Source organism: Mesorhizobium sp. M0306, assembly GCF_040321655.1.
In the GTDB taxonomy this organism is placed as follows: Bacteria; Pseudomonadota; Alphaproteobacteria; order Rhizobiales; family Rhizobiaceae; genus Mesorhizobium.
Genome location: NZ_JAMYRY010000011.1, coordinates 80631 through 106703 on the forward strand (window position 1 = coordinate 80631; position 26073 = coordinate 106703).

General features: G+C 63.7%; 27 protein-coding genes, 1 tRNA gene and 1 pseudogene. 8 read left to right on the plus strand and 21 right to left on the minus strand.

Annotated features, from left to right (window positions below):
- Window positions 1-25: 25 nt before the first annotated feature.
- Window positions 26-484, minus strand: a complete 459-nt coding sequence (locus NKI95_RS17535) for a hypothetical protein (protein WP_352718379.1) — start codon at window positions 482-484, stop codon at window positions 26-28.
- A gap of 171 nt (window positions 485-655) precedes the next feature.
- Window positions 656-731, minus strand: a tRNA-Ala gene (locus tag NKI95_RS17540).
- 164 nt (window positions 732-895) lie between these two features.
- On the opposite strand from NKI95_RS17540, the gene NKI95_RS17545 reads away from it, so the two are divergent.
- The 3 genes from NKI95_RS17545 (at window position 896) to NKI95_RS17555 (ending at window position 2524) form a co-directional block, all read left to right on the plus strand.
- Window positions 896-1186, plus strand: a complete 291-nt coding sequence (locus tag NKI95_RS17545) for a YggT family protein (RefSeq protein WP_023678162.1) — start codon at window positions 896-898, stop codon at window positions 1184-1186.
- A 13-nt stretch (window positions 1187-1199) separates the two neighbouring features.
- Window positions 1200-1520 (plus strand): DUF167 family protein, encoded by a 321-nt coding sequence (locus NKI95_RS17550; RefSeq protein ID WP_352718382.1) that lies wholly within the window; start codon window positions 1200-1202, stop codon window positions 1518-1520.
- 290 nt (window positions 1521-1810) lie between these two features.
- On the plus strand, window positions 1811-2524 hold the full coding sequence (locus NKI95_RS17555; RefSeq protein ID WP_352718385.1) for a haloacid dehalogenase type II: 714 nt from the start codon (window positions 1811-1813) through the stop codon (window positions 2522-2524).
- 16 nt (window positions 2525-2540) lie between these two features.
- Here the strand turns inward: NKI95_RS17555 and NKI95_RS17560 are convergent, their stop codons facing one another.
- The 7 genes from NKI95_RS17560 to NKI95_RS17590 all read right to left on the minus strand — a co-directional run bounded on the left by NKI95_RS17560 (window position 2541) and on the right by NKI95_RS17590 (window position 9706).
- Window positions 2541-3509, minus strand: coding sequence for an ABC transporter ATP-binding protein (locus tag NKI95_RS17560; protein ID WP_352718387.1), 969 nt, complete (start codon window positions 3507-3509; stop codon window positions 2541-2543).
- Window positions 3509-4519: an ABC transporter ATP-binding protein gene (locus NKI95_RS17565; RefSeq protein WP_352718531.1), complete on the minus strand. Its 1011-nt coding sequence runs from the start codon at window positions 4517-4519 to the stop codon at window positions 3509-3511. Before NKI95_RS17565 ends, NKI95_RS17560 begins: the two co-directional genes overlap by 1 nt.
- The gene (locus NKI95_RS17570) at window positions 4516-5433 is read right to left on the minus strand and encodes a dihydrodipicolinate synthase family protein (RefSeq protein ID WP_352718390.1); all 918 of its coding nucleotides are present in this window, start codon (window positions 5431-5433) and stop codon (window positions 4516-4518) included. The genes NKI95_RS17565 and NKI95_RS17570 overlap by 4 nt, the downstream gene beginning before the upstream one ends.
- Before the next feature lie 18 nt (window positions 5434-5451).
- Window positions 5452-6354, minus strand: coding sequence for an ABC transporter permease (locus tag NKI95_RS17575; protein WP_352718392.1), 903 nt, complete (start codon window positions 6352-6354; stop codon window positions 5452-5454).
- Complete coding sequence (locus NKI95_RS17580) at window positions 6354-7313, minus strand: ABC transporter permease (RefSeq protein WP_352718394.1); 960 nt, start codon at window positions 7311-7313, stop codon at window positions 6354-6356. The genes NKI95_RS17575 and NKI95_RS17580 overlap by 1 nt, the downstream gene beginning before the upstream one ends.
- Window positions 7314-7379: 66 nt before the next feature.
- On the minus strand, window positions 7380-8960 hold the full coding sequence (locus tag NKI95_RS17585; RefSeq protein WP_352718397.1) for an ABC transporter substrate-binding protein: 1581 nt from the start codon (window positions 8958-8960) through the stop codon (window positions 7380-7382).
- Between the two features lie 32 nt (window positions 8961-8992).
- Complete coding sequence (locus NKI95_RS17590; protein WP_352669398.1) at window positions 8993-9706, minus strand: FadR/GntR family transcriptional regulator; 714 nt, start codon at window positions 9704-9706, stop codon at window positions 8993-8995.
- Window positions 9707-9803: 97 nt separating this feature from the next.
- Here NKI95_RS17590 and NKI95_RS17595 point away from each other — a divergent pair, with 97 nt between their 5' ends.
- From NKI95_RS17595 to NKI95_RS17610, 4 genes are read left to right on the plus strand one after another with little or no spacing between them, the layout of a single operon-like run.
- The gene (locus tag NKI95_RS17595) at window positions 9804-10292 is read left to right on the plus strand and encodes a Gfo/Idh/MocA family oxidoreductase (RefSeq protein ID WP_352718400.1); all 489 of its coding nucleotides are present in this window, start codon (window positions 9804-9806) and stop codon (window positions 10290-10292) included.
- Window positions 10293-10307: 15 nt separating this feature from the next.
- The gene (locus tag NKI95_RS17600; RefSeq protein ID WP_502909185.1) at window positions 10308-10775 is read left to right on the plus strand and encodes a Gfo/Idh/MocA family protein; all 468 of its coding nucleotides are present in this window, start codon (window positions 10308-10310) and stop codon (window positions 10773-10775) included.
- Window positions 10772-11767 carry a Gfo/Idh/MocA family protein gene (locus NKI95_RS17605; RefSeq protein ID WP_352718405.1) on the plus strand — a complete coding sequence of 332 codons (996 nt, stop codon included), beginning with the start codon at window positions 10772-10774 and terminating at the stop codon, window positions 11765-11767. Before NKI95_RS17600 ends, NKI95_RS17605 begins: the two co-directional genes overlap by 4 nt.
- Complete coding sequence (locus NKI95_RS17610) at window positions 11757-12707, plus strand: dihydrodipicolinate synthase family protein (RefSeq protein ID WP_352718408.1); 951 nt, start codon at window positions 11757-11759, stop codon at window positions 12705-12707. The genes NKI95_RS17605 and NKI95_RS17610 overlap by 11 nt, the downstream gene beginning before the upstream one ends.
- A 36-nt stretch (window positions 12708-12743) precedes the next feature.
- On the opposite strand, the gene NKI95_RS17615 is transcribed toward NKI95_RS17610, so the two are convergent.
- Together NKI95_RS17615 and NKI95_RS17620 are read right to left on the minus strand one after the other, a co-directional pair.
- Window positions 12744-13688 (minus strand): LLM class flavin-dependent oxidoreductase, encoded by a 945-nt coding sequence (locus NKI95_RS17615; RefSeq protein ID WP_352718411.1) that lies wholly within the window; start codon window positions 13686-13688, stop codon window positions 12744-12746.
- A 130-nt stretch (window positions 13689-13818) separates the two neighbouring features.
- A complete protein-coding gene (locus tag NKI95_RS17620; protein ID WP_023678176.1) occupies window positions 13819-13974 on the minus strand; it encodes a hypothetical protein in 156 nt (51 codons plus the stop codon).
- Between the two features lie 267 nt (window positions 13975-14241).
- Between NKI95_RS17620 and NKI95_RS17625 the strand changes: the two genes are divergently transcribed.
- A complete protein-coding gene (locus NKI95_RS17625; protein ID WP_352718414.1) occupies window positions 14242-15009 on the plus strand; it encodes an SDR family NAD(P)-dependent oxidoreductase in 768 nt (255 codons plus the stop codon).
- A 14-nt stretch (window positions 15010-15023) separates the two neighbouring features.
- On the opposite strand, the gene NKI95_RS17630 is transcribed toward NKI95_RS17625, so the two are convergent.
- The 10 genes and pseudogenes from NKI95_RS17630 to NKI95_RS17675 form a co-directional block, all read right to left on the minus strand.
- Window positions 15024-15968, minus strand: a complete 945-nt coding sequence (locus NKI95_RS17630) for an ABC transporter permease (protein WP_352718417.1) — start codon at window positions 15966-15968, stop codon at window positions 15024-15026.
- On the minus strand, window positions 15965-17020 hold the full coding sequence (locus NKI95_RS17635; RefSeq protein ID WP_352718420.1) for an ABC transporter permease: 1056 nt from the start codon (window positions 17018-17020) through the stop codon (window positions 15965-15967). The genes NKI95_RS17630 and NKI95_RS17635 overlap by 4 nt, the downstream gene beginning before the upstream one ends.
- Entirely contained in the window at window positions 17020-18510 is a 1491-nt protein-coding gene (locus NKI95_RS17640; protein WP_502909186.1) for an ABC transporter ATP-binding protein, read from the minus strand. Before NKI95_RS17640 ends, NKI95_RS17635 begins: the two co-directional genes overlap by 1 nt.
- 206 nt (window positions 18511-18716) lie before the next feature.
- Complete coding sequence (locus NKI95_RS17645; RefSeq protein ID WP_352718423.1) at window positions 18717-19748, minus strand: BMP family protein; 1032 nt, start codon at window positions 19746-19748, stop codon at window positions 18717-18719.
- 152 nt (window positions 19749-19900) lie between these two features.
- A complete protein-coding gene (gene pcaF, locus NKI95_RS17650; protein WP_352718426.1) occupies window positions 19901-21106 on the minus strand; it encodes a 3-oxoadipyl-CoA thiolase in 1206 nt (401 codons plus the stop codon).
- A gap of 125 nt (window positions 21107-21231) precedes the next feature.
- On the minus strand, window positions 21232-21993 hold the full coding sequence (locus NKI95_RS17655; RefSeq protein ID WP_352468184.1) for an SDR family NAD(P)-dependent oxidoreductase: 762 nt from the start codon (window positions 21991-21993) through the stop codon (window positions 21232-21234).
- A 12-nt stretch (window positions 21994-22005) separates the two neighbouring features.
- Window positions 22006-22818: an ABC transporter permease gene (locus NKI95_RS17660; protein WP_352517498.1), complete on the minus strand. Its 813-nt coding sequence runs from the start codon at window positions 22816-22818 to the stop codon at window positions 22006-22008.
- Window positions 22818-23681: an ABC transporter permease gene (locus NKI95_RS17665; RefSeq protein ID WP_352718430.1), complete on the minus strand. Its 864-nt coding sequence runs from the start codon at window positions 23679-23681 to the stop codon at window positions 22818-22820. The genes NKI95_RS17660 and NKI95_RS17665 overlap by 1 nt, the downstream gene beginning before the upstream one ends.
- Window positions 23682-23758: 77 nt before the next feature.
- On the minus strand, window positions 23759-24922 hold the full coding sequence (locus NKI95_RS17670) for an ABC transporter substrate-binding protein (protein WP_352718432.1): 1164 nt from the start codon (window positions 24920-24922) through the stop codon (window positions 23759-23761).
- Window positions 24903-26034: pseudogene (locus NKI95_RS17675) on the minus strand (ABC transporter ATP-binding protein). The gene NKI95_RS17670 and the pseudogene NKI95_RS17675 overlap by 20 nt, the downstream one beginning before the upstream one ends.
- Window positions 26035-26073 lie beyond the last annotated feature (39 nt).

Genomic DNA, 26073 nt, shown 5'->3' on the forward strand with positions numbered 1-26073 from the left:
GCCGTGCTCGCCGGCAAGGTCGCGGTTATCCCTTGTGTGACATGATATGCGAAACCCCGACACTCACGTCGGCGGTGTGTCTTGCCATCACTGCGTTCATTCGCATTGCAATCGTCGCATAGCCGTTTCGTTCCTGGTCGGTAACGTCCGAGGGCTTGAAGAGCCAAGGAAGGGGTGCAACCTGCGCGTCCTCGAAATTGGCCGGCAGATTCGATGGCAAGGCCTTTTTTCCTAAAGGCAGCTCTAGCCCAAGGTCACTAAATTCCTCCTCGAGGCTGGCGTGCAGATGAGAAAGCACCACATAGATCGCCAGCTTTGATCTAGTCCTTTCTGTGTTGTTTTGATTGTACTCTTGAAGAACCTCATCGAACGATGGCGATACGTCGGTTTCAGCAGCGGTAGCTCGTGTTGCAACAGCACCGGCCAGGGCAGTCGCTGCCACTCCTGTAAGACCTACAAAATCACGTCTTGTCGTGCTGGTCATAGTGAATTCCCCTCGGTTTTGAAGACGGGCCAAGTCTGGCAAGGACGAGGCGCAGTGGCAATAGGCCGCATACTCTACTGGTGTAGAGGACCTTTACGTCGCCGATGTGAATCCACCCGGCGATGAGCGGGTCTTCGGCATGCAAGCAGGCAAGGGATTCGAAAAATCCGCTGGTGGAGCTGAGGAGGATCGAACTCCTGACCTCGTCATTGCGAACGACGCGCTCTCCCAGCTGAGCTACAGCCCCGTCCAGCGGATGGGGCTTTTATCGGCCGCTGCGGTTTCCTGTCAAGGCTGCGCTTGCTGCCGAAATGCCGTTCGGCCGTTCGTCCGGCTTCGCCATCCGGCGGAAGGCGGCTCTTGCCGCTTTCCCCCACAGTGGCTACATGTCGGCAACAATCGGAGACCGGCATGATCGCCCTCATTCAGACCATTGTCATGGCGCTTGACCTTTACTGGTGGATCATCATCGCCTCGGCGATATTTTCCTGGCTCTACGCCTTCAACGTCGTCAATTCGCGCAACCAGTTCGTCGACACCATCAGCAACATGCTCTATCGGCTGACCGAGCCGGCGCTGCGGCCGATCCGCCGCTTCATGCCAGATCTCGGCGGCATCGACATCTCGCCGATCATCCTGCTGCTGATCCTGTTCTTCATCCGGCAGTTCCTGCTTACCACCGTGCTTTCGCTGGTCGTCTGAGTTCAGGCGTCCCATGAGCGCGCCGTTCCGCACGCGTACCGACGGCATCGACCTGTTCGTCCGGCTGACGCCGAAGTCAGCGATGGACAGGCTGGAAGGTATCGAGACATCGGCGGATGGGCGAAGCCATCTAAAAGCCCGCGTCCGCGCCGTGCCGGAAAACGGGGCCGCCAATCGAGCGCTGGAAAGGCTGGTCGCCAAGGCGCTTGGCGTGCCGGCATCGGCCGTCTCGATCGTCGCCGGCGGCACCGCTCGGCTGAAGACGCTGCGCGCGCTTGGCGATCCCGCGGCGTTAGCGAAACGCATCGATACGCTGGGCACGCCTGCGCCATGATCTCGGCTCGCTCACCTACCCCCGCAGAAAAAAGGCCGGGCTGCAAAGCCCGGCCAGATGTGAAGGTCGAAAACCTTCAGAGGGGAACGCGCCGGACGAATGGGAGGAAACATCCGACGCGGATTGCATATGGGTTGGCGTCGACGTCGTTTCAATGAGGTCGGGGAACCACCGTCGCGACAGGCTTTTAAACATCTCGATTATCTGATCAGCAGCTCGACGAGGCCGATCCGTCCTATCGCGACCGATGCGGCAGGACACGCACCGCAACCCCGACCGGGAAGCTCAATATGACCACTACTCGAGTCCTATTCTTCGATGTTCTGGGAACCGTCGTTGACTGGCGCAGCGGTATCGCAAGGGAGGCCGGCGCCTTCCTAGCGCGAAATGGTGCACAGCAGGTCGATCCTGGTGAATTCGCCGATGCGTGGGCGTTGCGCTATGACGCCTCGACCGAGGCGGTGCGGACAGGGCACCGGCCTTTTGTTTCACTCGACGTGATCAACCGGGAGAATCTGGACGTCACTCTCGTCCAGTTCGGGCTGACCCCATCCGCGCTGCCGGCCACCGAACTTGAGGAACTCAATCTCGCCTGGCACCGGCTGGAGCCGTGGCGCGATTCGCTGAAAGGCCTTGCGAGGCTGAAGGAACGCTTCATCATCGCGCCCTTGTCGGGGGGCAATACCCGGCTGTTACTGGATATGGCCAAGCGCGCCGGCCTGCCTTGGGACACCGTCCTTGGCTCGGATGTGTTCGGCACCTACAAGCCTGCGCCACAGGCTTATCTCCGCGCAGTGGAGATCCTGGGGGTGCGACCTTCGGAGGCCGTGTTAGTCGCCGCGCATAATAACGACCTGGCCGCGGCACGAAGGTGCGGTATCGGAACCGCCTTTGTTGCTCGGCCAAGAGAGCATGGCCCGGCGCAGACGACCGATCTCTCGCCTCTTGAGAGCTGGGACTTCGTGACCGACGACCTTGTCCATCTCGCCCAAGTTCTCCCGTAGGCAGAGGGCAGAAAACCTAAGCGATGTCGTCGCGGATGCAGGCCTTCAGATGGCCCTCGGCTGTCGCCCTCAGCGGCGGCACAGCCCCGGCGCAAGCCTCCAGCGCAAACGGGCAACGGGTCCGGAAAACACAGCCCGACGGCGGGTTCGCCGGACTGGGAATATCGCCTTTGAGCACCTGCCGGCCTTGCCTGGCCAGCGGATCGAGCGACGGAATGGCTGACAGCAGCGCGCGCGTGTAGGGATGCTGCGGCCGGGCATAGAGTTCGGCCGCCGGCGCAACCTCCATGATGCGCCCGAGATAGAGCACGATGACCGTGTTGCAGATGTACTCGACGACGGCCAGATCGTGCGAAATGAACAGCATGGTCAGGCCGAGCCGGAGCTGCAGGTCGCGCAACAAATTGATGATTTGCGCCTGGATCGAGACGTCGAGTGCCGAGACCGGCTCGTCGGCGACGATGAATTCCGGCTCGAGCGTCAGCGCACGGGCGATGCCGATGCGCTGGCGCTGGCCACCCGAGAATTCATGGGCGTAGCGGTCATAGGCGTCGACCGGCAACTCGACCGCGGCAAGTGCCTTCTCGGCCTTCGCCCGCCGCTCGGACTTCTTGCCAATGACTTGAATGTCCAGGCCTTCGGTGAGGATCTGCCCTATCGTCATGCGCGGCGACAGGCTGGCGAAGGGATCCTGGAAAATATACTGCATCTTGCGGCGCTGGCGGCGCAACTGGGCGGCACCCAGCCTGGTGATGTCGGTGCCGTTATAGTTGATTTGGCCGGATGTCGGCTCGATCAGACGCAGCACCGAGCGGCCGATCGTGGTCTTGCCGGAGCCGGATTCGCCGACCAGGCCGACCACCTGGCCACGCCTGATATCGAAGGAAATATCCTCCAGCGCCCTGACGACGGGTCCGCGCGAGAACGCTGTCGGCGCAAAATGCTTGGTCAGGTTTTTGACCGAAAGGAAGGGGGCGTCCACCATCAAAGCTCCTCCCAACGCAGGCAGCGGCTTTGCTGGGTCGGCGTCGCCGCAAACAATGGCGGGACCGCGGCGCGGCAGGCAGCGATAGCCATCGGGCAACGCGGCGCGAACGAACAGCCCTTGGGCAGCAAGGCGAGCGAGGGAACATTGCCGGCAATGGTCGGCAGCGGCGTTCCCGCCGCCTTCAGCGCCGTGGCCTGGCCGAGCCGCGGCACCGAGCGCATCAACCCCGCGGTATAGGGATGACGCGGACGGGTGAACACTTCGCTCACCGGACCTGTTTCGACGATACGCCCGGCATACATCACCGCTACCCGGTCGGCGATTTCGGCTACGAGGCCGAGATTGTGAGTGACGAACAGGATGCCCATGCCGCGCTGCGCCTGCAGCTCGGCCAAAAGATCGAGAATCTGGGCCTGGATAGTGACGTCCAACGCGGTCGTCGGCTCGTCGGCGATCAGCAAGCCTGGATCGCAGGACAGGGCCATGGCGATAGTGGCGCGCTGGCGCATCCCGCCTGACAGCTCGTGCGGATACTGCCGCGCCCGCCGCTTCGGATCGGGAATGCCGACCTGCTCCAGCAGCCGCACAGCGTCTGCTTCTGCCTCGCGGTGCGATTTGCCGAGATGGATGCGGATCGGTTCGGCGATCTGCTCGCCGATCGTGTAGACCGGGTTGAGGCTGGTCATCGGCTCCTGGAAGACCATGCCGATCTCGTTGCCGCGTATCTTGCGCAACGACTCGCCATCGAGGCTGGTCAGCTCGGTGACCGTGCCGCTCTTGCTCCGTAGCGCGATCGATCCCTCAGCAATATGTCCGACCCTTTTCGGCAACAGGCCGATGATCGACAGGCTGGTGACGGATTTGCCGGATCCGGATTCGCCGACGAGCGCCACCGTCTCGCCGGAGCCGATCGTCAGGTCGACGTCCGCTACCGCCGCGATGTCGCGCCCCGCAATGCGGAACACCGCGCGCAGGCCGGAAATCGAGAGGATCGGCGCGACACTCAGCGGAGCAGCCCCACATCGCGAAGGATCATGTCGATCTTCGCGGTTTCCTCCTCGTTCAGGCTGCGTTGCGGCCGCGCCATGGTGTTCGAGGCGATGATGCCGAGGCTCTTCATCGCTGCCTTGAAGGCGCCGACGCCGGCCGAGCCGGCGCTTGTCCTGCCAAGCGATATCCAGACGATCTCGAACAGCTTTAAAAGCCGCTCCTGTTCCACCCGGGCCTCGGCATGCTGGCCGGCCTGCATCAGCTTCCACAGCCTGACGTAACCATGCGGGTCGACATTGGCGAGGCCCGGCACGACGCCATGCGCACCCATGGCCAGCACGCTGTCGACCAGGATCTCGGAGCCGGTCATGCCGAAGAAACCCGGGTCATCGGCCATGTCCTTGAGCACGTAACGCAGATTGCCGTCATCGCCGCTGGAATCCTTGATGCCCGCGATGGCGCCTTCCCTGGCGAGGCCGACCGTGGTCTTGCGCTCCAGCTTGATGTGAACGCAGACCGGGATATCGTAGGCGATGACCGGAATGTCGATCGCATCCTTGATATAGCGGAAGTGATCGCCGATCTCCGACTGGCTGGTGCGGGTATAAAACGGCGCGGTGACGACGATGGCGTCGGCGCCGGCCGATCTGGCGATGCGGGCGTGGTTGATGACACGATCGGTCGTCGGATCGATCACCCCGACGAAGATCGGAACCCGGCCGTTATTGACCTTCACCGCGTGCTCGATGATGGCCCTGCGGCCGGCCTCGTCATGGAAGACCACCTCGCTGGTCGAGCCGAGCACGAACAGCCCGTGAACGCCGCCGTCGAGCAGGTTTTCGATCGTCCGGGTGAACGACGCAAAATCGATGCTGAAGTCGGAATTGAGCGGAGTAACGACAGGCGGCACGACGCCGGTAAACAGGGGCATTTTGATGAACCTTTGAGGTCAGTTGAGATCGGAACGAGGGTCGAATGCGTCGCGCAAGCCGTCGCCAATGAAATTGATGGCGAGCACGGTGAGCACCAGTGCGGCGCCGGGGAACATCCATTGCCACGGGTATTGTTCGAGCACGACGGTGGAGCGGGCGAGATTGAGCATGTTGCCCCAGCTGGCTTCGGGCGGCGCGATGCCAAGGCCGAGGAAGGACAGGCCGGCCTCGAGCAGGATGGCGTTGGCGATCTGCAAGGTGGCGTAGACGACCAGGATATCGATGCAGTTGGGCAGGCCGTGCCGGAACAGCAGATGCGGCAGCCCCGCCCCCATGCCGCGGGCGGCGACGACGAAGTCGCGCTCGCGCAGTTCGAGCAGCCGGGCACGCACCATGCGCGACAGCACCGGCCAGGAGAGCAGCGAGATCACCAGGATGGTCGGGGCGATGCCGGTGCCGGCAATCGAAGCCAGCACTAGCAGGAAGATCACCGGCGGCAGCGTCATCGCCAGATCGACCAGGCGCATCACCATTCCGTCGACGAGACGCCCGCCAAAGCTGGCGACGGCGCCGACCAGGAAGCCGATGACGGTCGAGATAGCGACCGAACAGATGGCAACCAGCAGTGAGATCCGCCCGCCTTGCAGCAACCGGGCCATGACATCACGCCCGACGCCATCGCTGCCCAGCCAATGAATGGCGGACGGCGCCTTGTTCATCGCCCTGAGGTCGATGGCGTTCGGGCCGAACGGCCACCACAGAGGATAGGTCGAAACCGCCAGCAGGACTGGAATGACGATCAAAAGCCCGGCGCGCGCCGCACGGTTTTCAAAAAAGCGGTCGAACGCGCGGCGAAGCGGGCCTTTGGTTTTCGACACGGCGGCCGGGTCGACCGATGGGTCCGGCGCGGTGATTGCCATCAAGCCACCTGAATGCGCGGGTCGACGACGGCATAGACGACGTCGGTCAAGAGGTTGACCAGGATGACGCAAACGCCGATCACCAGGGTGGCGCCCATAATCACCGGGTAATCGCGGGTGCCGACGGCGTTGACCAGAAGCAGTCCCATGCCCGGCCAGTTAAACACGCTTTCCAGGAAGATGGCACCGCCGATGGCGATACCGACGGTCGAGCCGATCAGGGTAATGACTGGCAAGAGCGCATTGCGGGTCGCGTGCTTGATGATCACCCAGAACTCGCGCACGCCCTTGGCACGCGCCGTCCGCACGTAATCCTGGTTGAGCACTTCCAGCAGCGAGGCGCGCATGTAACGCATGATCAGCGCGGCATGGCCGATGGACAGCAGGCAGGCGGGCAGGACGAGGTGCGCAAGCACATCCGTCGCCGAGAACGGCGCACCGGCAGTCTGCATGCCGCCGGACGGCGCCCAGCGCAGCAGCACCGAGAAGAAATAGAGGCCAAGCAGCGCCGTCAGGAAAGCCGGGCTGGAGATGCCGATGAACGACAGCACCGACAGCGCGATGTCAGACGGTTCGTTGCGGCGCACCGCGCTGAAAATGCCGGCGGAAATGCCGAGCACGATGGCGATCGCCAGGCCCGTGCCCATCAGCAGCGCGGTCGGGCCGATGCGATCCATGACCAGTGGCAGCACGGCAACGCCGCTGCGCTGGATCGAATAGCCGAAGTCACCGCTCAGCGCCGCACGCAGCCAGGCGAGATATTGCACGGGAAGCGGCCGATCGAGCCCGAGCCGTTCGCGCAGGCCCTCGAGGTCGGAAGCCGACATCGGCACAGAGGGATTGATGTAGGCGTCGATCGGATCGCCCGGCGCCAGCCGCAACAGGATGAAGATGAGGACGCTGAGCGCGACCAGCATCAGCAATCCTGTGGCGCTGCGGCGGGCGATGAAGCTCAACATGGGCTTTCCGTGGCGGTGGCAGGCGGCGCCAAAGTGGTCCCGCCTGCTCGCTTGGTTGCGGGGTTCTTACTGGATGTCCCAGCGCTCGGGGTGAGCTGCGTAGGGGCCGCCGCCCGGCGCCGGCGTCCAGACGAAGTCACGCAGCTTGTTGGAGGCCACGCCATAGCGGTTGGCCACCCACAACGTCGCCCAGGGCAGCTCCTTGTTCATCACCTTGCAGACCTCCTGCCAGGAGGCGTCGAGCTTGGCCGGATCGGTCTGGCCGAGCGCGGCGTCCAACGCGGTGCTCAGGTCGTCGAACTCGATACGCATGGTGTTGAAGCCTGCCGGCGGGATCTGCGACTTGTTGAGGCCGGGATTGAGGCCGGCTGGATTGGGGCCGTTCTGCAGGCCGGCATAGACCATCGGAAATGCGTTCCAGTCCGGCGTGCCTTCCTTGTAGACGATGCCGTTATAGGTCGGCGTATCGACAACCCGCGGCACCACATTGATGCCGACCTCGGCCAGCATCGACTGGACAGCGGCCATCACATTGGCCGCTTGTGGCGAGCCGTAATAGGTCAGCAAGGTGATCGGCTTGTCGCCGTTGATCTTGTCCCAGCCCGCCTCGGCCAGCAGCGCCTTGGCCTTTACCGGATCGTAAGCATAGGGTTCGAGGCCTGCGGGAACCAGATGCGGCGCGACATAGCCGCAATTGGCCGGCTTGGCGGCACCGCCATAGAGGCTGTCTATGATCGCGTTGCGGTCGATCGCATACATAATCGCCTGGCGGACACGGATATCCCTAAACAGGTCGACCTTCTGGTTCAGGCCGATATAGTTGACCACATAGGAGGCACCTTCGATCACCTTGAAATTGCTGTCGCTCTTGAACGATGCCGCATCGTCGGGCTCGACATAGGTGAACTGGATCTCGCCGGCGCGGAGCGCGGCGACGGCCGCCGCCGGCGACTCGAAATAGCGGTTGATGAGCACGTCTACCTTCGGCTTGCCGCCGCGATAATCGTCATCGGCTGCCAGTTCAACGTATTGGTCGGTCACGTAGCGTTTGAACTTGAACGGGCCGGTGCCGACCGGAGCGGTCGACCACCAGGTGCTTGTCGCCAGCGATTCCGGCGGCAGAGCGGCCAGGGCATGCTCCGGCAGGATCATCAGCTGCGAGAGGATCGATAGAAACGAGCCGTTCGGTTTCGATAGCTTCACCACTGCGGTGTGGTCATCCGGTGCATCGACCGAGGCGATGTTGGCGAGGCGGGCGGCAAACAGGCTGCCGGAGGCCTTGTTCTTGGCAAGCTCGAGGGTGAACTTGACGTCCTTCGAGGTGAACGGTTTGCCGTCATGCCAGGTCTCGTTGACCAGGTTGAACGTATAGCTCAGCTGGTCGTCGCTGATCTTGTAGTCCTTGGCGAGGTCGCCTTCGATATCGGTTAGCCCGGCATTGTAGATGACCAGCGGTTCAAAATAGGTGCTGAGCCAGGTGTAGCCGCCCGTCGCGACCAGCGGGTTGAAGTTCTTGGGAAAACCGCCGGGGCCGACGTCGAAGCCGCCCGCAATGGTCTTGGCGCTTTGTGCCTGGACACTGGTCAATGGGGCAATGCTGGCGAGCAGCAGCCCGGCGACTGAGAATGCGATAGTCCTGATGCGCATGGTTTCCTCCCTTGGCATAGTCAGGTTGTTCTTCAGCTTGCTCGGTTTTTGGCGATAACCTGCTGGATTCCCCGGTAATGGTCGTCGAGCCGCCCACGCGCCTGGTCGACATCCTTGGCGGCGACAGCCTCGACGATCTCGTGATGGTCGCGCCATGTCGCCAGCGGCGTCGGATTGTCGAGATTGGTGAAATTCGAGGCCTTGTTGAACGCTATCCAGAAGATGTCGATCAGCGCGCTCAGCATGTGATTGTTCTGGCAGCGGAACAGCAGCTGATGGAATTGCTGGTCCTCTTCGGCGAAGCTCTCATGGCGCTCGGCACGTTGCCGCATGCGCTCGGTCAACTGGCGCAGCGCCTCGATGTCCTCGGCGCTGATCATCTCGATCGTCTTGGCGATGAGGCCGGTTTCCAGCACGCGACGGATTTCGCGCAGCTCTTCGACGTCGCGCAGCGAATCCTGCAAACCGTATGCCAGGTTATCCAGCAGCGGCTTGAACGAGAACTCCTTGACGAACACGCCGATGCCGCGTCGCGTCTCCAGGATGCCGATCGATTCCAGCGCCTTGATGGCTTCCCGCACGGAGTTGCGGCCGACGCCGAGCCGCTGCGCCAGGAACGTCTCCGGCGGCAAGGGATCGCCGGCCTTGAGCTGGTTGCTTTCGATATAGGCCCTGAGGCTTTCCTGCACGGTGACGTGAAGGAGCGGCGGTCTGCTCAACGGTTCGATCGACTTCAGTTCCGCCATCCCACTGCTTTCATCATCCGCCGGATTAGCCTGCCCGCTTGTCGTATAGCTACTTGTAGGATATCCTGCAAGCCCATAACAAACCTGCTGCCTTCGAATGAAGATTACCCTCGCCGGCTCGAGCCACTGGCACGCCGAAATACACCTCGACGCCGCGCGCTTTTACGGTGCGGAGATCGCCGGTATCTGGGACGAGGATCCTGGCCAAGCGCATGCGTTCGCCGCGCACCACGACCTGCCGTTTATCGAAGATTTCAAGGAGATACTCTCCAGCCCGCCGGATGTGATCCTGTTGATGGGGCACCCTTCGACGGTGCCGGCACGGGTACGTGCGATCATCGAGGCAGGGATACCGCTGATCCTGGAGAAGCCGGCGGCCAGCCATACGAGGGAACTGATGGCGCTGCGCGACCTTGCCAGGCAGCACCAGGCTTTTGTCGCTGTTCCTCTGCCCAACCGTTTCGGGCCGGCCGTTGCCGGCTTTGAACGGCTGCGCCGGCAAGGCCGCGCCGGCCCGGTGGCGCATTGCCAGTTCCGGCTGGTCAATGGCCCGCCGCAGCGCTACATCGCCGACGGTGTCGCCTGAGTCGTCGACCCGGCGATCGGCGGCGGAGGTGCGTTGAGAAATCTCGGTATACACGGGGTCGACACGGCACTCAGCCTCGCAACCGGCAAGCTCGGCCTGAAAAGCGTTTCGATCACGAACCGCATCCATCCCGGCCCGGTCGAGGATCACGTACTTCTGGTGCTGGAAGACGAGGCCGGAGCGCTGTTCATCGTCGAGGCCGGCTACACCTTTGCTTCGATGCGCCCCGGCGGTGACTTCGAGTGGCGCATCGTCAGTGCCAATGCGACCCTCATCGATCATGGCGACCATGCCATCTGCGCAACGCTCGACGATGCGGCAATCGTCGACTTGCCGGTCGAGCTGCCGGCAACGCGCTATCGTCTGTTCATGCGCGATACGCTTGACCGGTTGGCCAGAAAGGCGCCTCCGCCGGTGTCCATCGAGGATTATGTTGCGGCGACGTCGCTGATCGACGCCGCTTATGAAAAGGCAGGACCATGATTGGAATAGGAATTATCGGCGCCGGCGATTTCGGCGCGGCCCATGCCCGGGCAATCCGCGAGGTTGGAGGCATTCGCCTCGTCGCCGCTTCTCGTGGAAATGCCGATGCACTGCAGCGCTTCACCGCTGAATATGGCGGCCGCGGCTACACTGATTGGCGCAAGCTGCTGGACGACAAGGAGGTGGACACGGTCCTCATCGCCAGCCCGCACCACCTCCATGCGGAAATGGCCGTCGGCGCGGCAAAGGCCGGCAAGCACATCCTGCTCGAAAAGCCGATGGCACCGACGGTGGCCGCCTGCGATGCGATCAACGCCGCCGTGGCCGAGAGCGGCGTCAAGCTGATGGTCGCCCATCTCATGCATTTCGCCCTGCCCTGCATGGCGGCCAGACAAAAGCTGGAGGAAGGCGAGCTCGGCCGGCCGCTCACCGGATCGAGCTGGATCATCAAGCTGTGGATGGAGCACAATCGCCGCGACTGGCATCTGCGCAAGGCGACCGGCGGCGGCATGCTGTTGACTGCCGGCATCCACGCGCTCGACCGCCTCGTCTGGCTGATGGATGACGATGTCGTGTCGGTGAGCGGCATGCTCGGCGCCAAGTTCCATGACCAGGAAGCAGACGACAGCGCCCTGCTCGGACTGCGCTTCGCCGGCGGCGGCATCGGCGAGGTGCAGAGCGTCGGCTATCGCACCGGCGCCACCACCTACGCCATGGATCTGGTCTGCGAGCAGGGAACGCTGCGCATCGACATGGACCGCGGCACGATGCTTGGCCGCGATACGGTCTGGACCGAGTTGCCCGGTTCCTTTGAGCCGAACTGGATGCATAACGCACTGGTGCGCGAATGGAGCGCGATGCGCGATGCCATTGCCGACGATACGCCGGTGCCGGTCGACGGCTCCTATGGGCGCAAGATGATCGCCATTATCGAAGCTGCCTTCGCGTCGAACGAAACCCGCCGCGAACACGAGATCGCCGGTGCACGCTGACCTTAACAACCATCTGGCCCGCTTGCCCGCACACGCGCCGCGCGGCGTCTGGGGCGCGGTGATGCTGGCCATCGACGATCGCGGAGCGATCGACTGGCAGGCGACGGAAGAGACGATCGCCCGGCTCTGCGCCTCAGGCGTCGACGGCGTCTATTCCAATGGCACGGCCTGCGAATTCCATTGCCAGACCGAGCCCGAATTCGACCGGCTTTGTGAGCTGGTTGCCGAAATAGCCGGCCGCGCGCGCCTTCCTTTCCAGATCGGCATCAGCCAGTCCAATCCGCGCGTCGCGCTGGAGCGGCTGACGCGGATGGCCGCACTTCGCCCGACGGCGGCTCAATTCACCTTGCCCGATTGGTGGCCGCCCAGTGACGACGAGGTCATGCGCTTTGCCGGCGGCCTCTGCGAAGCTGCGCCTGAAACGCCGCTGGTGCTCTACAATCCGCCGCACGCCAAGCGCCGCCTGACGCTCGACGGCATCGCCAGGCTGCGTGCGGCCGTGCCATCGCTGATCGGCGCCAAGCTGCCGGGCGGCGACGCCGGCTGGTATGCCGACATGCGCCGCAAACTGGACGGATTTTCCGTCTTCGTCCCCGGCCACACGCTGGCAACAGGCTATGCTGGAGGGGCCCATGGCAGCTATTCCAATGTTGCCTGCCTCAACCCGAAGGGCGCGGCAATGTGGTGGCAGATGATCCGCACCGACATGGCCGCCGCTGCCGAGGTGGAGGCCCGCCTACAGGCCTTCCTCGCCGCACATGTCGTATCGTTTCGTACCCGTTACGATGTCAGCGATGCAGCGCTCGACAAGGCGATGGCGGCGGCCGGCGGCTGGGCGCCGCTCGGCCCGCGACTGCTCTGGCCCTACAGCTCCGTTCCCGATCAGGAAATCCCGACGCTGGCCAGGGCGGCCTGCGCGGCTTTCCCGGAATGGTGGTAGGGTCCGTCAGCCTAAGTGCGTGACGACGGCGGCTCTTCAGCAGCCGGCTCTCGCGCCCGGTATCGCGCGTGACGCAAACGCCCCCGGCGGGGCATCCGGCTCGCGCCGTGCCAACGAGTTGCGCAGCAGTGCGATCGCCTCGCGGCCGGCAGTCGCAATCTCGCGCGGCCTGTCGACGCCGACGATCATGAACTCCTCGATCCCCAAAGCGGCGTAGGAAAGCAGCGACAGCGCGACCTGCGCCGACGGCCCGGCAAGTTCGACCGCCTTCCGGCAGGAAGCGGCAGGTTTGTCTTCCAACCGGATTCGGACGGGAAGCGCGAACCGCAGCTTGCCGGCCCGACCGTGTTCGGCGGCAGCGCCGCGTACGCGCTCCATTGACTGGCGGATTTCTGCAAGCGAGCCCGGCGCCAGCTCGAACACATCCGCATGCCTGCCCGCGACCCTGAGCGCGGTGCCCGACTGCCCGCCCATGCGGATGGTCACGTCGGCACCATGCGGCCCCTTGTGCGGCACATAGCCGCCTTTGACGCTGTAAAAGGCGCCTTCATGGTCGAACGGCCTGTCGTTCGACCACAACCGCTTCAGCAGCACCAGATATTCGTCGATGCGTTGCCAGACCACCGTATGGCCGGCCGGACGTGCCTCGGCATCGTCGTCGCTCAGCGGCTCGCTGAGCATCCTGAGCGACAGCCGGCCACCGCTTCTCTGGTCGAGGGCAGCAAGCTGCCGCGCCGCCACGGTTGGTTCGATCACGCCCGCCCAATGCGTGAGCACGACCTCCAGGGAGGAGGTACGGTCCAGCGTCTGGGCGGCAAGGTCCATATTGGTCAGCAGCCCGGCCTGGTCGTCGATGACGATCCTCTGGAATCCGGCATCCTCGATCAGTGACAGCTTCGTCGCGGTCTCGACAAAGTCATAGAAAAAGCTGGCGTCGGCAGCGTGGATCTTACCGGGAACATGCGTGAACTCGATCGGCATTGCCATCTCCTCCATCACGTTGGAATCAGGGCGCGCAAAAGCGCACCGGCATTCGGTTCATCAACTCCGGAATTTCTGCAAACGGCAGGCCGCTATCTCGAGGAAGCCTCGATGATCAGAGCCTTGACAATCAGGGGATCAGCCCCAGTACCACTGCCCCTGTGAATACAAACGCAAGGGCAAAGACGAGATAGGCGAAAGCGCCGGCGTAGGCCGGCCGCCACACCTGGTCGGAACCCAGCCTTTGGCCTTTGCGGGCAGTCTGAGCGTTCTGGCTATAGGACATATCGACCTCCGTCTCGGCGCTTAATCTATAAAATCAGTAGACTTTGTCGAGTGCTATTTTCGCGCGATCCTTAGAACAATTTTCTCCAAACGGCGGACAACTTAGTGCTTTTACTGCTTAGCGCTGCCTTTTGAGGCACGCCGGGATGACGGCAGAAAATGTCAGGTCCACGTGTCTGTGGCTCCTTGGCGATCCAATGGACGAAGGATAGCATCGCTGCTTCAGCGGAAAGCCGGGACGTCACGGCAAGGCAGCAGGGAGCAAAAGATGGGCACAAGACTGGCCGGCAAGGTCGCCATCATTTCGGGCGGCGCGACGGGCATGGGCGGTGCGGCCTCGGAGCTTTTCGCGGCCGAGGGCGCCAAGGTGGCGATCATCGACCGCAACGGCGAAGCGGCTGCCGCCACCTCAGCGGCAATCAGGGAACGCGGCCATGTCGCCGAGCACTGGGTCGCCGACGTATCGGATGAGGCGCAGGTCGAAGCGGCGGTGAAGGGCGCGACGGAAAAATTCGGCCCGGTCACGGTTCTGTTCAACCACGCCGGCACCATCGTCATCAAGCCCTTCCTGGAGACCACGCTGCAGGAATGGGACTGGCTGCATGCCGTCAATGTGCGTTCGATGTTCCTGATGACGCGCGCCGTGCTGCCCGGCATGATCGCCGCCGGCGGCGGTTCCATCGTCTGCACCTCGTCGATCTCGGCGGTGGCGGCAACGCCGATGGAGGTGCTTTACGACACTACCAAGGGTGCCTGCCACATGTTCGCGCGTGCCATTGCCGTCGAATTCCGCGACCGCAACATCCGCTGCAACGCGGTCTGTCCAGGCTTCATCAGGACACCGCATGGCCTGCGCGAGGTCGCCGATCTCGACAAACTCGGCGTCGATGTCTCCGACGCGGCAATGGCGGCGCAACAAGGACGGATCGGCGAGCCGGAAGAGGTCGCGAAGGCAGCCCTGTTCCTGGCCAGCGACGAGGCCAGCTTCGTCAACGGCGCCCATCTGTTCGTCGACAACGGCTTCACCGCGATGTGAAAGGCGAAGCGCCGCTACCGCTCTTCGCGCCGAAACGGCTTGAGCAGCGCCGACGGGGCTACCGCATTGCGCGACATCACCGCCATAGCGACGATGGTGAAGATGAACGGCAGCATCAGGAACGCCTCGTAGGGGATATGGCCAAGCCCACTCGCCTGCATGCGCAACTGCAAGGCGTCGACGAAGGCAAACAGCAGTGCAGCACCTGCCGATCGCCACGGATCCCAGCGGCCGAAAACGACGAGCGCGATTGCCACCCAGCCACGCCCCGAAACCACGCCGAAGGTGAACGCGTTGAACTGCGCCATCGACAGGAAGGCACCGGCCAGCCCCATCAAGGCACCGCCGAGAATCACCGCCTGGAAGCGCGTAGCGATGACGCTGACGCCTGCCGAATCGGCGGCCCGCGGGTTTTCACCGACCATGCGAACCGACAGGCCCCACGGTGTGCGGTAGAGCACGACGGCGGCCAGGGGAATAGACAGCATCGCCATGTAGACCAGCGAAAACTGGTTGAACACCGCCGGCCCAAGCACCGGAATGCCGGACAGGATCGGGATCGGCAGCGTCTCGAACCCCTTGATGTTCGGTGGCACCGATTGCTGGCCGAAGATCAGCCGGTAGAGGAAATAGGCAAGGCCCGACGAGAACAGCGTCACGCCGATGCCGCAGACATGCTGGCTGAGGCCGAGCGCCACCGTGAACAGCGCGTGCACGGCGCCCATCAGCGCCCCGGTCAGCACCGCCGCAAGCACGCCAAGCCAGAGGCTGCCGCTGAGGCTCGCCGCGGTGAAGCCGGTCATCGCCGACAAAAGCATGATGCCTTCGATACCGAGATTAAGCACCCCGGCGCGTTCGGAAAACATTTCGCCCAGCGTCGCGAAGGCAAGCGGCGTGGCGATGCGGATGATCGCGGCCAGGAAGCCGACCTGGAATATCTGCTCCAGCACCGCGCTCATTTGGCTGTTCCCACGCGGCGGAGGCGATAGGCGGTGAACAGCAGCGCCACCAGCATGGCGAGCAGCGCCGTTCCCTGAATAACGTCGCTGAGGAAGGCCGGAACGCCGGTCGCCCGCGACATCGCCTCGGCGCCGGTCATCACCGCGGCAAGGAAAATCGCCGCCGGCACCACGCCGAGCGGATTGAGCCTCGCCAGCATGGCGACGACGATGCCGGAATAGCCATAGCCCGGCGAGATGTCGCTCATCACCTGGAAATGCACGCCGCCGACCTCGCCGACGCCCGCAAGGCCGGCCAATGCGCCAGACAGCAGCGCCGTCGAAATCAGCACCCGCTCGACATTGATGCCGCCATAGCGTGCCGCCTCGGGGTTTTCGCCGATGACCCTGATGCGGAAGCCGAGCGTCGTACGCGCGACCACGAACCAGATCAGGGGTGCTGCGACCAGCGCCGCGACGACGCCGAGATGCAGCCGCGTGCCTTCGAGCAACACCGGAAAATTGGCCGTATCCTCAATCGGCGGCGAGATCGGGTAGCCGCTGAAACTATCCTTCCATGGCCCCTCGATCAGCGCCATCAGTGCGTAGAAAATGACCGAATTGAGCAGCAGCGAGCTGACCACGTCATCGACCCTGAATTTCACCCGCAGCGTCGCAGGGATCAGGGCGACGGCCGCGCCGGCGGCGGCGCCCGCCAGCGCCATCAGCAGCATGGCGAGCGGACCCGGCATCGGGATGGCGCCGACGGCACAGCTCGCCACCGCACCGGCCAGCAATTGTCCTTCGGCGCCGATGTTCCAGAATTTGGCGCGGAAGGCGACCGCCACGGCAAGCCCGGTGAAGATCATCGGAGTGGCACGCACCAGCGTTTCGGTGATGGCATAGCTGTCGCCCAGCGATGCCGAAAACATCACGCCATAGGCCTCAACGACACCGGCGCCGGCCAATGCGATCAGGCCGCTGCACAGGATCAGCGCCGCCCCGATGGCGAGCAGCGGCAGCGCCAGATTGAACCAGGTGGGCGTTGAGGTGCGGGCCTCGAGACGGAACATCAAGCCTTTCCCTCCGCCCCAGTCATCATCAACCCGAGTCTGGCAACGCTGGCATCGGCGCTGTCCAGCGTGCTGACGATGCGGCCCTCATACATCACCGCGATACGATCCGAGAGCATCAGCAACTCTTCCAGATCCTCGCCGATAACGATGATGCCGCAGCCCTTGGCGCGCATGTCGAGGAATTTTTCGTGGATGAAGCGCGCGGCGCCAATGTCGAGGCCGCGAGTCGGCTGCGAAACGATCAGCACCTTCGGATCGAAGGCGAGTTCGCGCGCCAGAAGCGCCTTTTGCAGATTGCCGCCGGAAAGCGCCCCGGCGCGCGTCATCGGCCCGGGGCAACGTATATCGTAGGTCTTGATCTGCGCCTCGGCGAAGGCGCGGATCGCATCCGGCTTGAGCAGGCCGTTGCGGCTGAACGCCGTCGTGCCGATGCGCGGCAGCACCATGGAATCGGCGAGCGGCAGATTGGTGACCAGCCCTGTCGTCATACGGTCTTCCGGGATGCGGCCGAGGCCGAGCGCCTGCACGTCGCGCGGCGAGAACCGCGAAACTGCTTTGCCGGCTATCGTCATCTGTCCCGCATCGGGCGCTCGCACGCCGGAGATAACCTCGGCAAGCGCGCGCTGGCCATTGCCGGAGACGCCGGCGATGCCAAGGATCTCGCCGCCACGTACAGACAGCGACACGTCGCGCAGCGCCATGCCGGAATGCTGCGATGTCGAGATGCCGTCGAGCGTCAGTACCGCCGCACCCGGCGTCGATGGCCCCCTGGCCGGCGGCACGATCTCGTGGCCGCACATCAGCCGCGCCATCTCCGAAGATGTCGTGCTGGCCGGCGCATCGACGCGGCCGGCAACGCGCCCGTGCCTGAGCACGACGCAGCGATGCGTCAGCGCCCGCACCTCGTTGAGCTTGTGCGAGATGAAGATGATGCCGAGCCCCTGTGCCGCCATAGAGCGCAGCGCCGAAAACAGTCCGTCGACCTCGGTTGGCGCCAGCACCGCTGTCGGCTCGTCGAGGATCAGCAGCCTTGCGCCGCGAAACAGTGCCTTGACGATCTCGAGCCGCTGTTGCTCGCCCACCGACAGCGCCGCGACGGGGAGGTCCGGGTCGAGCGTCAGCCCGTGCTGGCGGCCGATCTCGGCAAGCCGCGCCAGCCCGCCGGGCCGGTCGATCCGGCCCGATCTGCCGGGAATGCCGATCAAGAGGTTTTCCAGCACCGAAAGCCGCGATGCGAGATGAAAATGCTGGTGCACCATGCCGATGCCGGCGGCCAGCGCATCGGCCGAGCTGTTGATCGCCACCGGCCGGCCCTGCACCAGGATCTCGCCGGCATCGGGCGCATAGGCACCGAACAGCACGTTCATCAGCGTCGTCTTGCCGGCACCGTTTTCGCCGAGCAGCCCGAGGATTTCACCCGGCGCGACGCTGAGATCGACGGCCTCGTTCGCCTTGACGGCGCCAAAGCTCTTGGAGATGCCGCGCATTTCGATGAGAGGGGCAGGCGTTGACAAGGCGGGATCCTGGTGGCGTTGGCGCCGATATCCCTCCCCCTTGTAGGGAGGGTGCCGAGCGAAGCGAGGCGGGAGGGGTCACCTCAGCTGCCTCGACTTTGACTTAAGACGATGGAGCGCGTCGCTGAGGACCCCACCCGGCCCTGCGGGCCACCCTCCCCTCAAGGGGGAGGGATCTCTCAGTCCGAGACCGGCGTATTCTCATCCACGTCGACGCGGAAATTGCCATCGAGGATCTCGGCCTTCTTCTTCGCGACCAGTTCCTTGACTTCGGCCGGCAGCGTCTTGTCGAATTTATGGTAGGGCGCAAGGTAGGAGCCGCCCTTGGCCATGCGCGAGAAATCGCTGTAATCCTGCGCCGTGAAGACGCCGGCCTTGACCAGTTTGATCGCCTGCTCGACGGTCGGATACATATCCCAGACCGGCCCGGTGATCACCGTGTCGGGACCGAGGCTCGACTGGTCCGACATGTTGGAGATGGCGAGGATCTTCTTCTCCGCCGCCGCTTCGATGACGCCGAAGCGCTCGGCATAGATCACGTCGACGCCAGCGTCGATCTGGGCGACGGCCGCTTCCTTTGCCTTTGGCGGATCGAAGAACGAGCCGATGAAGGCGACCTTCTTCTTGATGTTGGGATTGACCTCCCTGGCACCGGCAAAGAAGGCGTTGACCAGCCGGTTCACTTCCGGAATACCCATCGCCGCGACCGCGCCGATCGTGCCCGATTTCGACATCTTTCCGGCGATCATGCCGGACAGATAGGCCGGCTCGTGGATCCAGTTGTCGAAGACACCGAAATTCGGCTCGGCCGGCCCGGCGCCGGAGCCGAACAGGAAGGCGGTTTTCGGAAACTGCTTGGCGGTCCTGCGCGATTCGCGCTCGGCGGCGAAGGCATCGCCCAGCACCAGCTCATAGCCGCCCTGCGCGTATTCGCGCATGACGCGGCTGAAATCGGCGGTCTGCACCTTCTCCGACCATTTGTATTCGATGCCGAGTTCCTTCTCGGCCTTCTGCAGGGCGACGTGGATCTGGTTGTCCCAAGGCTCCTCGATCGGCGTGGCGAAGATCGCCGCCACTTTCAGCTTCTTGGTCTTGGCAAAGGCGCTGCCCGGCAGCATCGCCGCCGCCAGGCCGAGCGCGCCCAGTTCCAGCACGTTGCGGCGCGAAAGCCCTTCGCGTTTCGATTGGATTCTGCTCTTCCCGTTGTCCATTGCATGCCCCTCTGATTGGCGCCGTGTCGAGCCGGCTCTCTTCTCTGGAATATCGGCGAAGGAACTATGGAGCGGTGCCCGGCTTTTGTCCACATGGTCAAATTTGAGTGGGCGGAACGCGCCATTAAATGGCCCGGCAAACCCACGCTTGCTCACAATCTCTCGAGCGCCACCGCAATGCCTTGGCCGACACCGATGCACATGGTGGCAAGTGCATAGCGGGTGCCGCGTTCGCGCAGCTCCAATGCCGCCGTGCCGGTGATGCGCGCCCCGGACATGCCGAGCGGATGGCCGAGCGCGATGGCGCCGCCATTCGGGTTGACGTGCTCCGCATCCTCGGCAATGCCGAGCTGGCGCAGCACGGCGATGCCTTGCGAGGCGAAGGCCTCGTTGAGCTCGATGACATCGAATTGCTGCGGCTTCAGGCCGAGCCGGGCGCATAGCTTTTGCGTGGCCGGCACCGGGCCGATGCCCATGATGCGCGGCGCCACGCCGGCGGTGGCACCGCCCAGAATACGGGCGATCGGCGTCAACCCATATTTTTTCGCGGCTGCTTCCGAGGCGACGATCAGCGCCGCCGCGCCGTCATTGACGCCCGACGCATTGCCGGCCGTGACCGTGCCGCCTTGCCGGAACGGCGTCGGCAACTTGGCTAACGAGTCGATCGTCGTGCCCGCTCGGGGATGCTCGTCCGCTGATACGACCACCGGATCGCCCTTGCGCTGCGCGATCGTCACCGGCGTGATTTCCTTTGCCAGACGGCCATTGGCTTGCGCGGCGACCGCCTTGTCCTGGCTGCGCACGGCAAATGCATCCTGGTCCGCGCGGGAGACGGCGAACTCTTCCGCCACGTTCTCGCCGGTCTCCGGCATCGAATCGACGCCGTATTGCTTCTTCATCAGCGGATTGATGAAGCGCCAGCCGATCGTGGTGTCGTAAATCTCGGCATTGCGCGAAAAGGCGGTTTCCGCCTTCGGCATGACAAACGGAGCACGGCTCATCGATTCGACGCCGCCTGATATCATCAGCTCCGCCTCGCCGGCCTTGATGGCGCGGGCAGCAATCATCACCGCATCCATGCCCGAACCGCAGAGGCGATTGACGGTCGAGCCGGAAACCTCCTGGGGCAGGCCGGCCAGCAGCAGCGCCATGCGCGCGACATTGCGATTGTCCTCGCCGGCCTGGTTGGCGCAGCCATAGACGACATCGTCGAGGGCAGCCCAGTCAATGCCTGGATTGCGCTCGACCAGCGCCTTCAGAGGGATCGCGCCGAGATCGTCCGCTCGTATCGCCGACAGCGAACCGCCGAAGCGGCCGATGGGCGTGCGGATGTAATCGCAGATATAGGCCTCAGCCATTGTGCAGCCTTCCCTTTTCCCGGCCCGGCCATGTTGGCCGCATTCTCCTTAAGACGAAAGCACATCTCGCCGCCGGCCCGTTAGGCCAAAGAGAATTTCAGCTCCGGCCCGCCGGGAGCTGCGGATCAGCCGACGCTTTCGCCGCCGTCGATCACCAGCGCCTGGCCGGTCATGAAGGACGAGCGGTCGGAGACGAGGAACAGGATCGCTTCGGCGATTTCCTCCGCGCTGGCCCAGCGCTGCATGGGAATCTTGGTGCGGACATAGTTCTCGATCGCCGCCCGCCCGCCCATCTGCGTGATGAACGGCTCGTTGAAGGGCGTATCGACCCAGCCAGGGCACAGCGCGTTGATGCGGACATTGTGTTTGGCATAGTCGAGCGACATCTGCCGGGTCATCGCCACCACTGCATGTTTTGACGTTGCGTAGGCGATCATTTCGCGGTCGTAGAACACACCCGAATTCGAGGCGGTATTCAGGATCACCCCGCCGCCTTGCGCGATCATTGACGGCATGACCAGCCTGGCCGCGAGGAACTGCGCCCGCACGTTGATCCGCCAGGAGGCATCCATGCCGTCGGCGCCGACTTCGGTCAGCGTGCCGCCGACCTGGATCCCGGCATGATTGTGCAGGATGTCGATCCGCCGATGCCGGCTCAGCGTTCCTGCAATGAGCTGCTCGACCGCCGCGTCGTCGCCGACATCGGTGGCGACGGCCTCGGCCCGACCGCCGGCCGCACGAATGTCGGAAGCGGTTGCTTCCCCCGCCGCCTGGTCCCTGTCGGCGATCACCACGAGCGCGCCTTCCCTGGCCATCATCATGGCGCCGGCACGCCCGATCCCCGACCCGGCACCCGTCACCACGGCGATGCGATCTCTCAGAATCATGTTTTTTATCTTTCAGTGTGATGGTTTTCGTTGCCGCAGTTGCCATTGGGCAAGCACCACGAGCAGAACGGAGGCGACAAGCACGATCGTCGCGATGGCATTGATCTCCGGCGTGACCCCGCGCCGGATCGAGGCAAAGACATAGATCGGCAATGTCGTCTGTGCGCCGGCGACGAAGAAAGCGACGATGAAATCGTCGAAGGAGAATGTGAAGGCGAGCAGGAAGCCGGCGATCACCGCCGGCATGATCTGCGGCAACACGATGCTGCGGAACGTCGTCAGCGGGGTGGCATAAAGGTCGCTCGAGGCCTCGACCAGGTTGCGGTCGAGGCTGCCGAGGCGCGTGCCGACAATCATCGCCACCAGCGCCATCGAAAACAGCCCGTGCGCGGCGATGATCGAGCCATAGCCAAGCGCCAGGCGCGGTGGCTGGTCGTTCGGCCACAGCGAAGCGACAAACGGGTTGACGAGCCCAAACAGCTGGACCAGCGCGACCAGTGTCGAGATGCCGATGACCACGCCCGGAACGACGATCGCAGCCCCCAGGAGGGCATCGAAGACGGCTCGTGTTCGGGCGCCAACACGCGCCAGGCCAAGCGCCGCCGCCGTGCCGCAGAGTGCCGCCAGCAAGGCGCTGGTCGTGGCGATGAACAGGCTGTTCTTCAGCGCTTCGACCAGGAAAGGGTTTGCCAGTGCCTTGCCGTACCACTGCACCGAGAAGCCGGTGAACTCGCTGGCGTGGTGGCCGGCGTTGAACGAGAACAGCACCACCAGCGCGATCGGCAGGTAGAGAAAGGCGAAGACCGCAACGACGAAGGCACGCATCAGATCAGGTCCACCCGGCGGGCACCCGAAAGCCGGGTCGAAATGCGGTTCGCGGCAAGCAGCACGACCACGGAAACCGCTACAAGCGTGATGGCGATCGCCGATCCGAATGGCCAGTTGCGCGATTGCAGGAACAGATCGACCAGCGCGTTGCCGATGAAGAAGACCTTGCCGCCGCCGAGTAGCGTCGGGATCAGATATTCGCCGAGCAACAGGATCATGACCAGCGAGAAGCCGGTCATCACACCTGGCAGCGACAGCCGCAGCGTCACGCCGAGGAATGTCGAGATCGGCGTCGCGCCGAGATCGGCGGAGGCCTCCAGCAGCCGGCGATCGAGCCGCTCGAGGCTGACATAGATCGGCAGGATCATCAGCGGCAGATAACCATAGACGATGCCGAGCAGAACCGCTCCCGGCGTGTTGATCAGCCGCACGTCCTCCATCCCGACATAGGCCAGCAGAGCTGGGACGCCGCGCCCGCCAAGCACATACATCCAGGCATAGGTTCGCATCAGCAGGCTGGTCCAGAACGGGATGACGACAAGCGCCAGCAGGATCAGCCGCCACCGTTCCGGCGCGCGCAAAGCGAGGTAATAGGCGACCGGATAGGCAACGAGAAGGCAGGCCAGTGCACCCGCCGGCGCCAGCACCATGGTGTTCCAGAAGGCGGTCGCCCGCGCCGGAAGATTGGCATATTGCGCGAAGGTGAAAGCGGCCTGATATCCGCCTTCCGGCGCCCGCTCGCCGACACTGAAGACGGTGATCGCGACGAACGGCAAAACTAAAAACACCAACAGCCACGCGGTCGCCGGACCGAGCAGCAGGGCGGTCAGGAGATTGTGACGAAAAACATTGCTGCGCATTGAAAAAACCGCCCCGGTGCCGGCGGACATCTGCCCGCCGGGGGAGTTGCCTGCATCGGACCTATGGTCCGCCCCGGTCAAGCCGACTTGAAGCGTGCCATCAATTCGGCCCGGCCCGGATCGGTCAAGGTCGCGGCTGCACCGAATTCGAGTGGCTTCAGCAGATCCGCCGCCGGATAGAGGATCGGATTTTCCAGCACCTCCTTGGGCAGCAGCGCATTGACCCGCGCATCGGTGGAAGGCGCACCATTGGCCAGGTGCTCCTTGACCGCGACTTTCGGGTTCATCAAATAGTTGAGCAAGGCATAACCGGCAGGCTTGTTGGGCGCATCCTTGGGGATTGCGTAGAAGTCGGTCCAGATCTCGCCGCCTTCCTTGCCAAGCACGTAGGCGATTTCGGGGATGTCGCGGTGGAGCTGCGCCCCGTCATTGGTCCAGCACATCGTCATCCAGGCGTCGCCGGCACGCATCGACGGCTGGTAGTCGCTGGAGACCGCGAACAGATGCGGCTTGACCTTCAGCAGCAATTCCTCCGCCTTGGCGAGTTCGTCCGGCTTCAGCGAGTTGAACGAGAAGCCGAAATATTTCAGCGCGTTGCCGATCGTGGTCAGCTGGTAGTCATGAACCATGGTCCGGCCGTCGCCCTCCGACATGGCCGTGTCCCAGAATTCCTTCCAGCTCGTCATCGGCTTGGTCAGTTTCTTGGTGTTGACGGCAAAGCCGGTGGTGCCCCAATTCTTCGGCACAGCGTAGGTCACGCCGTCGATGGTGCCTTCCCCGGTGAAGCGGGGGTCTTCTTGCGAGCCGTCATAATTGGCAAGCTTGGCCATATCGAGCGCTTCGATGATGCCAAGCTTCTTGTAAGTCGAGATCGTGTAGTTGGTCGGAACGAAAAGGCTCCAGCCCGAGGCGCCGGCCTGCAGCTTGGCCAGCATCTCCTCGTTTGACCCGAACACGTTGACCTCGACGGCAACGCCGGTCTCGGCCTTGAAATTCTCGAACGTCGCCGGGTCGTGATAATTGGGCCAGGTGGCAATCGACATGCGGTCGCCAAGCCCCTCCTGGGCGAAGGCTGGCGACGGCATGATGCCGAGTTCGCGGGCCATTGCCGCGGTAGCGAGACCAAGGCCGGTAAGGCCAAGGAACTCGCGGCGGCCGATGGAACCGCGCTTGAGGCGCATCAACTGGTCGACGAATTTTTCAGGGCTTATCGGCAGTCCGTCACGATACGATTTCGACATTTTTGTTTTCCCTCTGGTTGGTGCCGTTATTGTCCAGAAACGCCAGCGGCGTTCCGGCTGTAAAGCCGACGGCGACGGGTTCACCCGGCTTGAAGAGATTTCCACCGCCGACCAGATGATCGGCCTTTGCGAGCAGTGTCCCGATGCCCTGGACCTCGATTGCATATTCCGCGGTCGAACCGAGAAAGATCCGGTTGCGGACAAGCCCGTTCAGCCGGCCGCTTCCGGGCGCGCCGAGGCTTAGTGATTCAGGGCGCAGGCTAACCGAAACGGCTTCACCCTGCGCTAGCGGAGTCCGCTTGCGCGCTGCAATCACAGCGCCGTCAGCAAGCGCCACCTCGACGAGCTTGCCCGAGAGCCCGACGACCTTGCCGCTCAAGAGATTGGTCTTGCCGACGAAGTCGGCGACGAAGAGGTCGGCGGGTTCGTCATAGATTTCGCTCGGCTGCCCAAGCTGGACGATGCGCCCGCCATTCATGACGCAGACGAAATCGCTCATCGACAGTGCCTCTTCCTGATCGTGGGTGACCAAGACGAAGGTGATGCCGATCTCGCGCTGCAGGTTCTGCAGCTCTATCTGCATGTCGGTGCGCAGCTTCTTGTCGAGCGCCGCCAGGGGCTCGTCGAGCAGCAGCACCGCCGGCTTGTTGACCAGCGCCCGTGCCAGGGCGACACGCTGCTGCTGGCCGCCGGAAAGCTCATGGATCTTGCGGCGGCCATATCCGGCAAGGCGCAACCATGGCGAGCGCCTCGCCTGTCTTCCGGCTGATCTCCCGCGACGACAGGCGCGGCCGTGCCTGGCGGAGGCCATAGGCGACGTTGTCCTCCACATTCAGATGCGGAAACAACGCATATTGCTGGAACACCATGTTGACCGGCCGCCGATAGGGCGGCGTGCCGGCCATGTCGCGGCCACGGATGAATACCACACCTTCGCTTGGCTGTTCGAAGCCGCCGATCATGCGCAAGCAGGTTGTCTTGCCGCAGCCGGACGGCCCGAGCAAGGCGACAAAGGCAGACGGCGGGATGGCAAGATCGATGCCGCTGACCGCGGTCACGCTGCCGTAGCATTTGGTGACCCCGCGAAACTCGACATCGGGCACTGCGGTCAAAGCTGCGGGCTCCTGCGGGTAGCTAACCTCGAAACGCTG

What these genes read in the sequence shown, in the direction of transcription:
- NKI95_RS17550 (WP_352718382.1), top strand. Translation starts at nt 1,200, where the DNA reads ATGAGCGCGCCGTTCCGCACGCGTACCGACGGCATCGACCTGTTCGTC.
- NKI95_RS17655 (WP_352468184.1), bottom strand. Translation starts at nt 21,993, where the DNA reads ATGATTCTGAGAGATCGCATCGCCGTGGTGACGGGTGCCGGGTCGGGG.
- NKI95_RS17535 (WP_352718379.1), bottom strand. Translation starts at nt 484, where the DNA reads ATGACCAGCACGACAAGACGTGATTTTGTAGGTCTTACAGGAGTGGCA.
- NKI95_RS17640 (WP_502909186.1), bottom strand. Translation starts at nt 18,510, where the DNA reads ATGCGCGGCATCTCCAAGAGCTTTGGCGCCGTCAAGGCGAACGAGGCC.
- NKI95_RS17660 (WP_352517498.1), bottom strand. Translation starts at nt 22,818, where the DNA reads ATGCGTGCCTTCGTCGTTGCGGTCTTCGCCTTTCTCTACCTGCCGATC.
- NKI95_RS17595 (WP_352718400.1), top strand. Translation starts at nt 9,804, where the DNA reads ATGAAGATTACCCTCGCCGGCTCGAGCCACTGGCACGCCGAAATACAC.
- NKI95_RS17615 (WP_352718411.1), bottom strand. Translation starts at nt 13,688, where the DNA reads ATGCCGATCGAGTTCACGCATGTTCCCGGTAAGATCCACGCTGCCGAC.
- NKI95_RS17630 (WP_352718417.1), bottom strand. Translation starts at nt 15,968, where the DNA reads ATGAGCGCGGTGCTGGAGCAGATATTCCAGGTCGGCTTCCTGGCCGCG.
- NKI95_RS17625 (WP_352718414.1), top strand. Translation starts at nt 14,242, where the DNA reads ATGGGCACAAGACTGGCCGGCAAGGTCGCCATCATTTCGGGCGGCGCG.
- NKI95_RS17575 (WP_352718392.1), bottom strand. Translation starts at nt 6,354, where the DNA reads ATGGCAATCACCGCGCCGGACCCATCGGTCGACCCGGCCGCCGTGTCG.
- NKI95_RS17645 (WP_352718423.1), bottom strand. Translation starts at nt 19,748, where the DNA reads ATGGACAACGGGAAGAGCAGAATCCAATCGAAACGCGAAGGGCTTTCG.
- NKI95_RS17560 (WP_352718387.1), bottom strand. Translation starts at nt 3,509, where the DNA reads ATGGTGGACGCCCCCTTCCTTTCGGTCAAAAACCTGACCAAGCATTTT.
- NKI95_RS17545 (WP_023678162.1), top strand. Translation starts at nt 896, where the DNA reads ATGATCGCCCTCATTCAGACCATTGTCATGGCGCTTGACCTTTACTGG.
- NKI95_RS17570 (WP_352718390.1), bottom strand. Translation starts at nt 5,433, where the DNA reads ATGCCCCTGTTTACCGGCGTCGTGCCGCCTGTCGTTACTCCGCTCAAT.
- NKI95_RS17620 (WP_023678176.1), bottom strand. Translation starts at nt 13,974, where the DNA reads ATGTCCTATAGCCAGAACGCTCAGACTGCCCGCAAAGGCCAAAGGCTG.
- NKI95_RS17580 (WP_352718394.1), bottom strand. Translation starts at nt 7,313, where the DNA reads ATGTTGAGCTTCATCGCCCGCCGCAGCGCCACAGGATTGCTGATGCTG.
- NKI95_RS17590 (WP_352669398.1), bottom strand. Translation starts at nt 9,706, where the DNA reads ATGGCGGAACTGAAGTCGATCGAACCGTTGAGCAGACCGCCGCTCCTT.
- NKI95_RS17605 (WP_352718405.1), top strand. Translation starts at nt 10,772, where the DNA reads ATGATTGGAATAGGAATTATCGGCGCCGGCGATTTCGGCGCGGCCCAT.
- pcaF (WP_352718426.1), bottom strand. Translation starts at nt 21,106, where the DNA reads ATGGCTGAGGCCTATATCTGCGATTACATCCGCACGCCCATCGGCCGC.
- NKI95_RS17665 (WP_352718430.1), bottom strand. Translation starts at nt 23,681, where the DNA reads ATGCGCAGCAATGTTTTTCGTCACAATCTCCTGACCGCCCTGCTGCTC.
- NKI95_RS17635 (WP_352718420.1), bottom strand. Translation starts at nt 17,020, where the DNA reads ATGTTCCGTCTCGAGGCCCGCACCTCAACGCCCACCTGGTTCAATCTG.
- NKI95_RS17585 (WP_352718397.1), bottom strand. Translation starts at nt 8,960, where the DNA reads ATGCGCATCAGGACTATCGCATTCTCAGTCGCCGGGCTGCTGCTCGCC.
- NKI95_RS17670 (WP_352718432.1), bottom strand. Translation starts at nt 24,922, where the DNA reads ATGTCGAAATCGTATCGTGACGGACTGCCGATAAGCCCTGAAAAATTC.
- NKI95_RS17555 (WP_352718385.1), top strand. Translation starts at nt 1,811, where the DNA reads ATGACCACTACTCGAGTCCTATTCTTCGATGTTCTGGGAACCGTCGTT.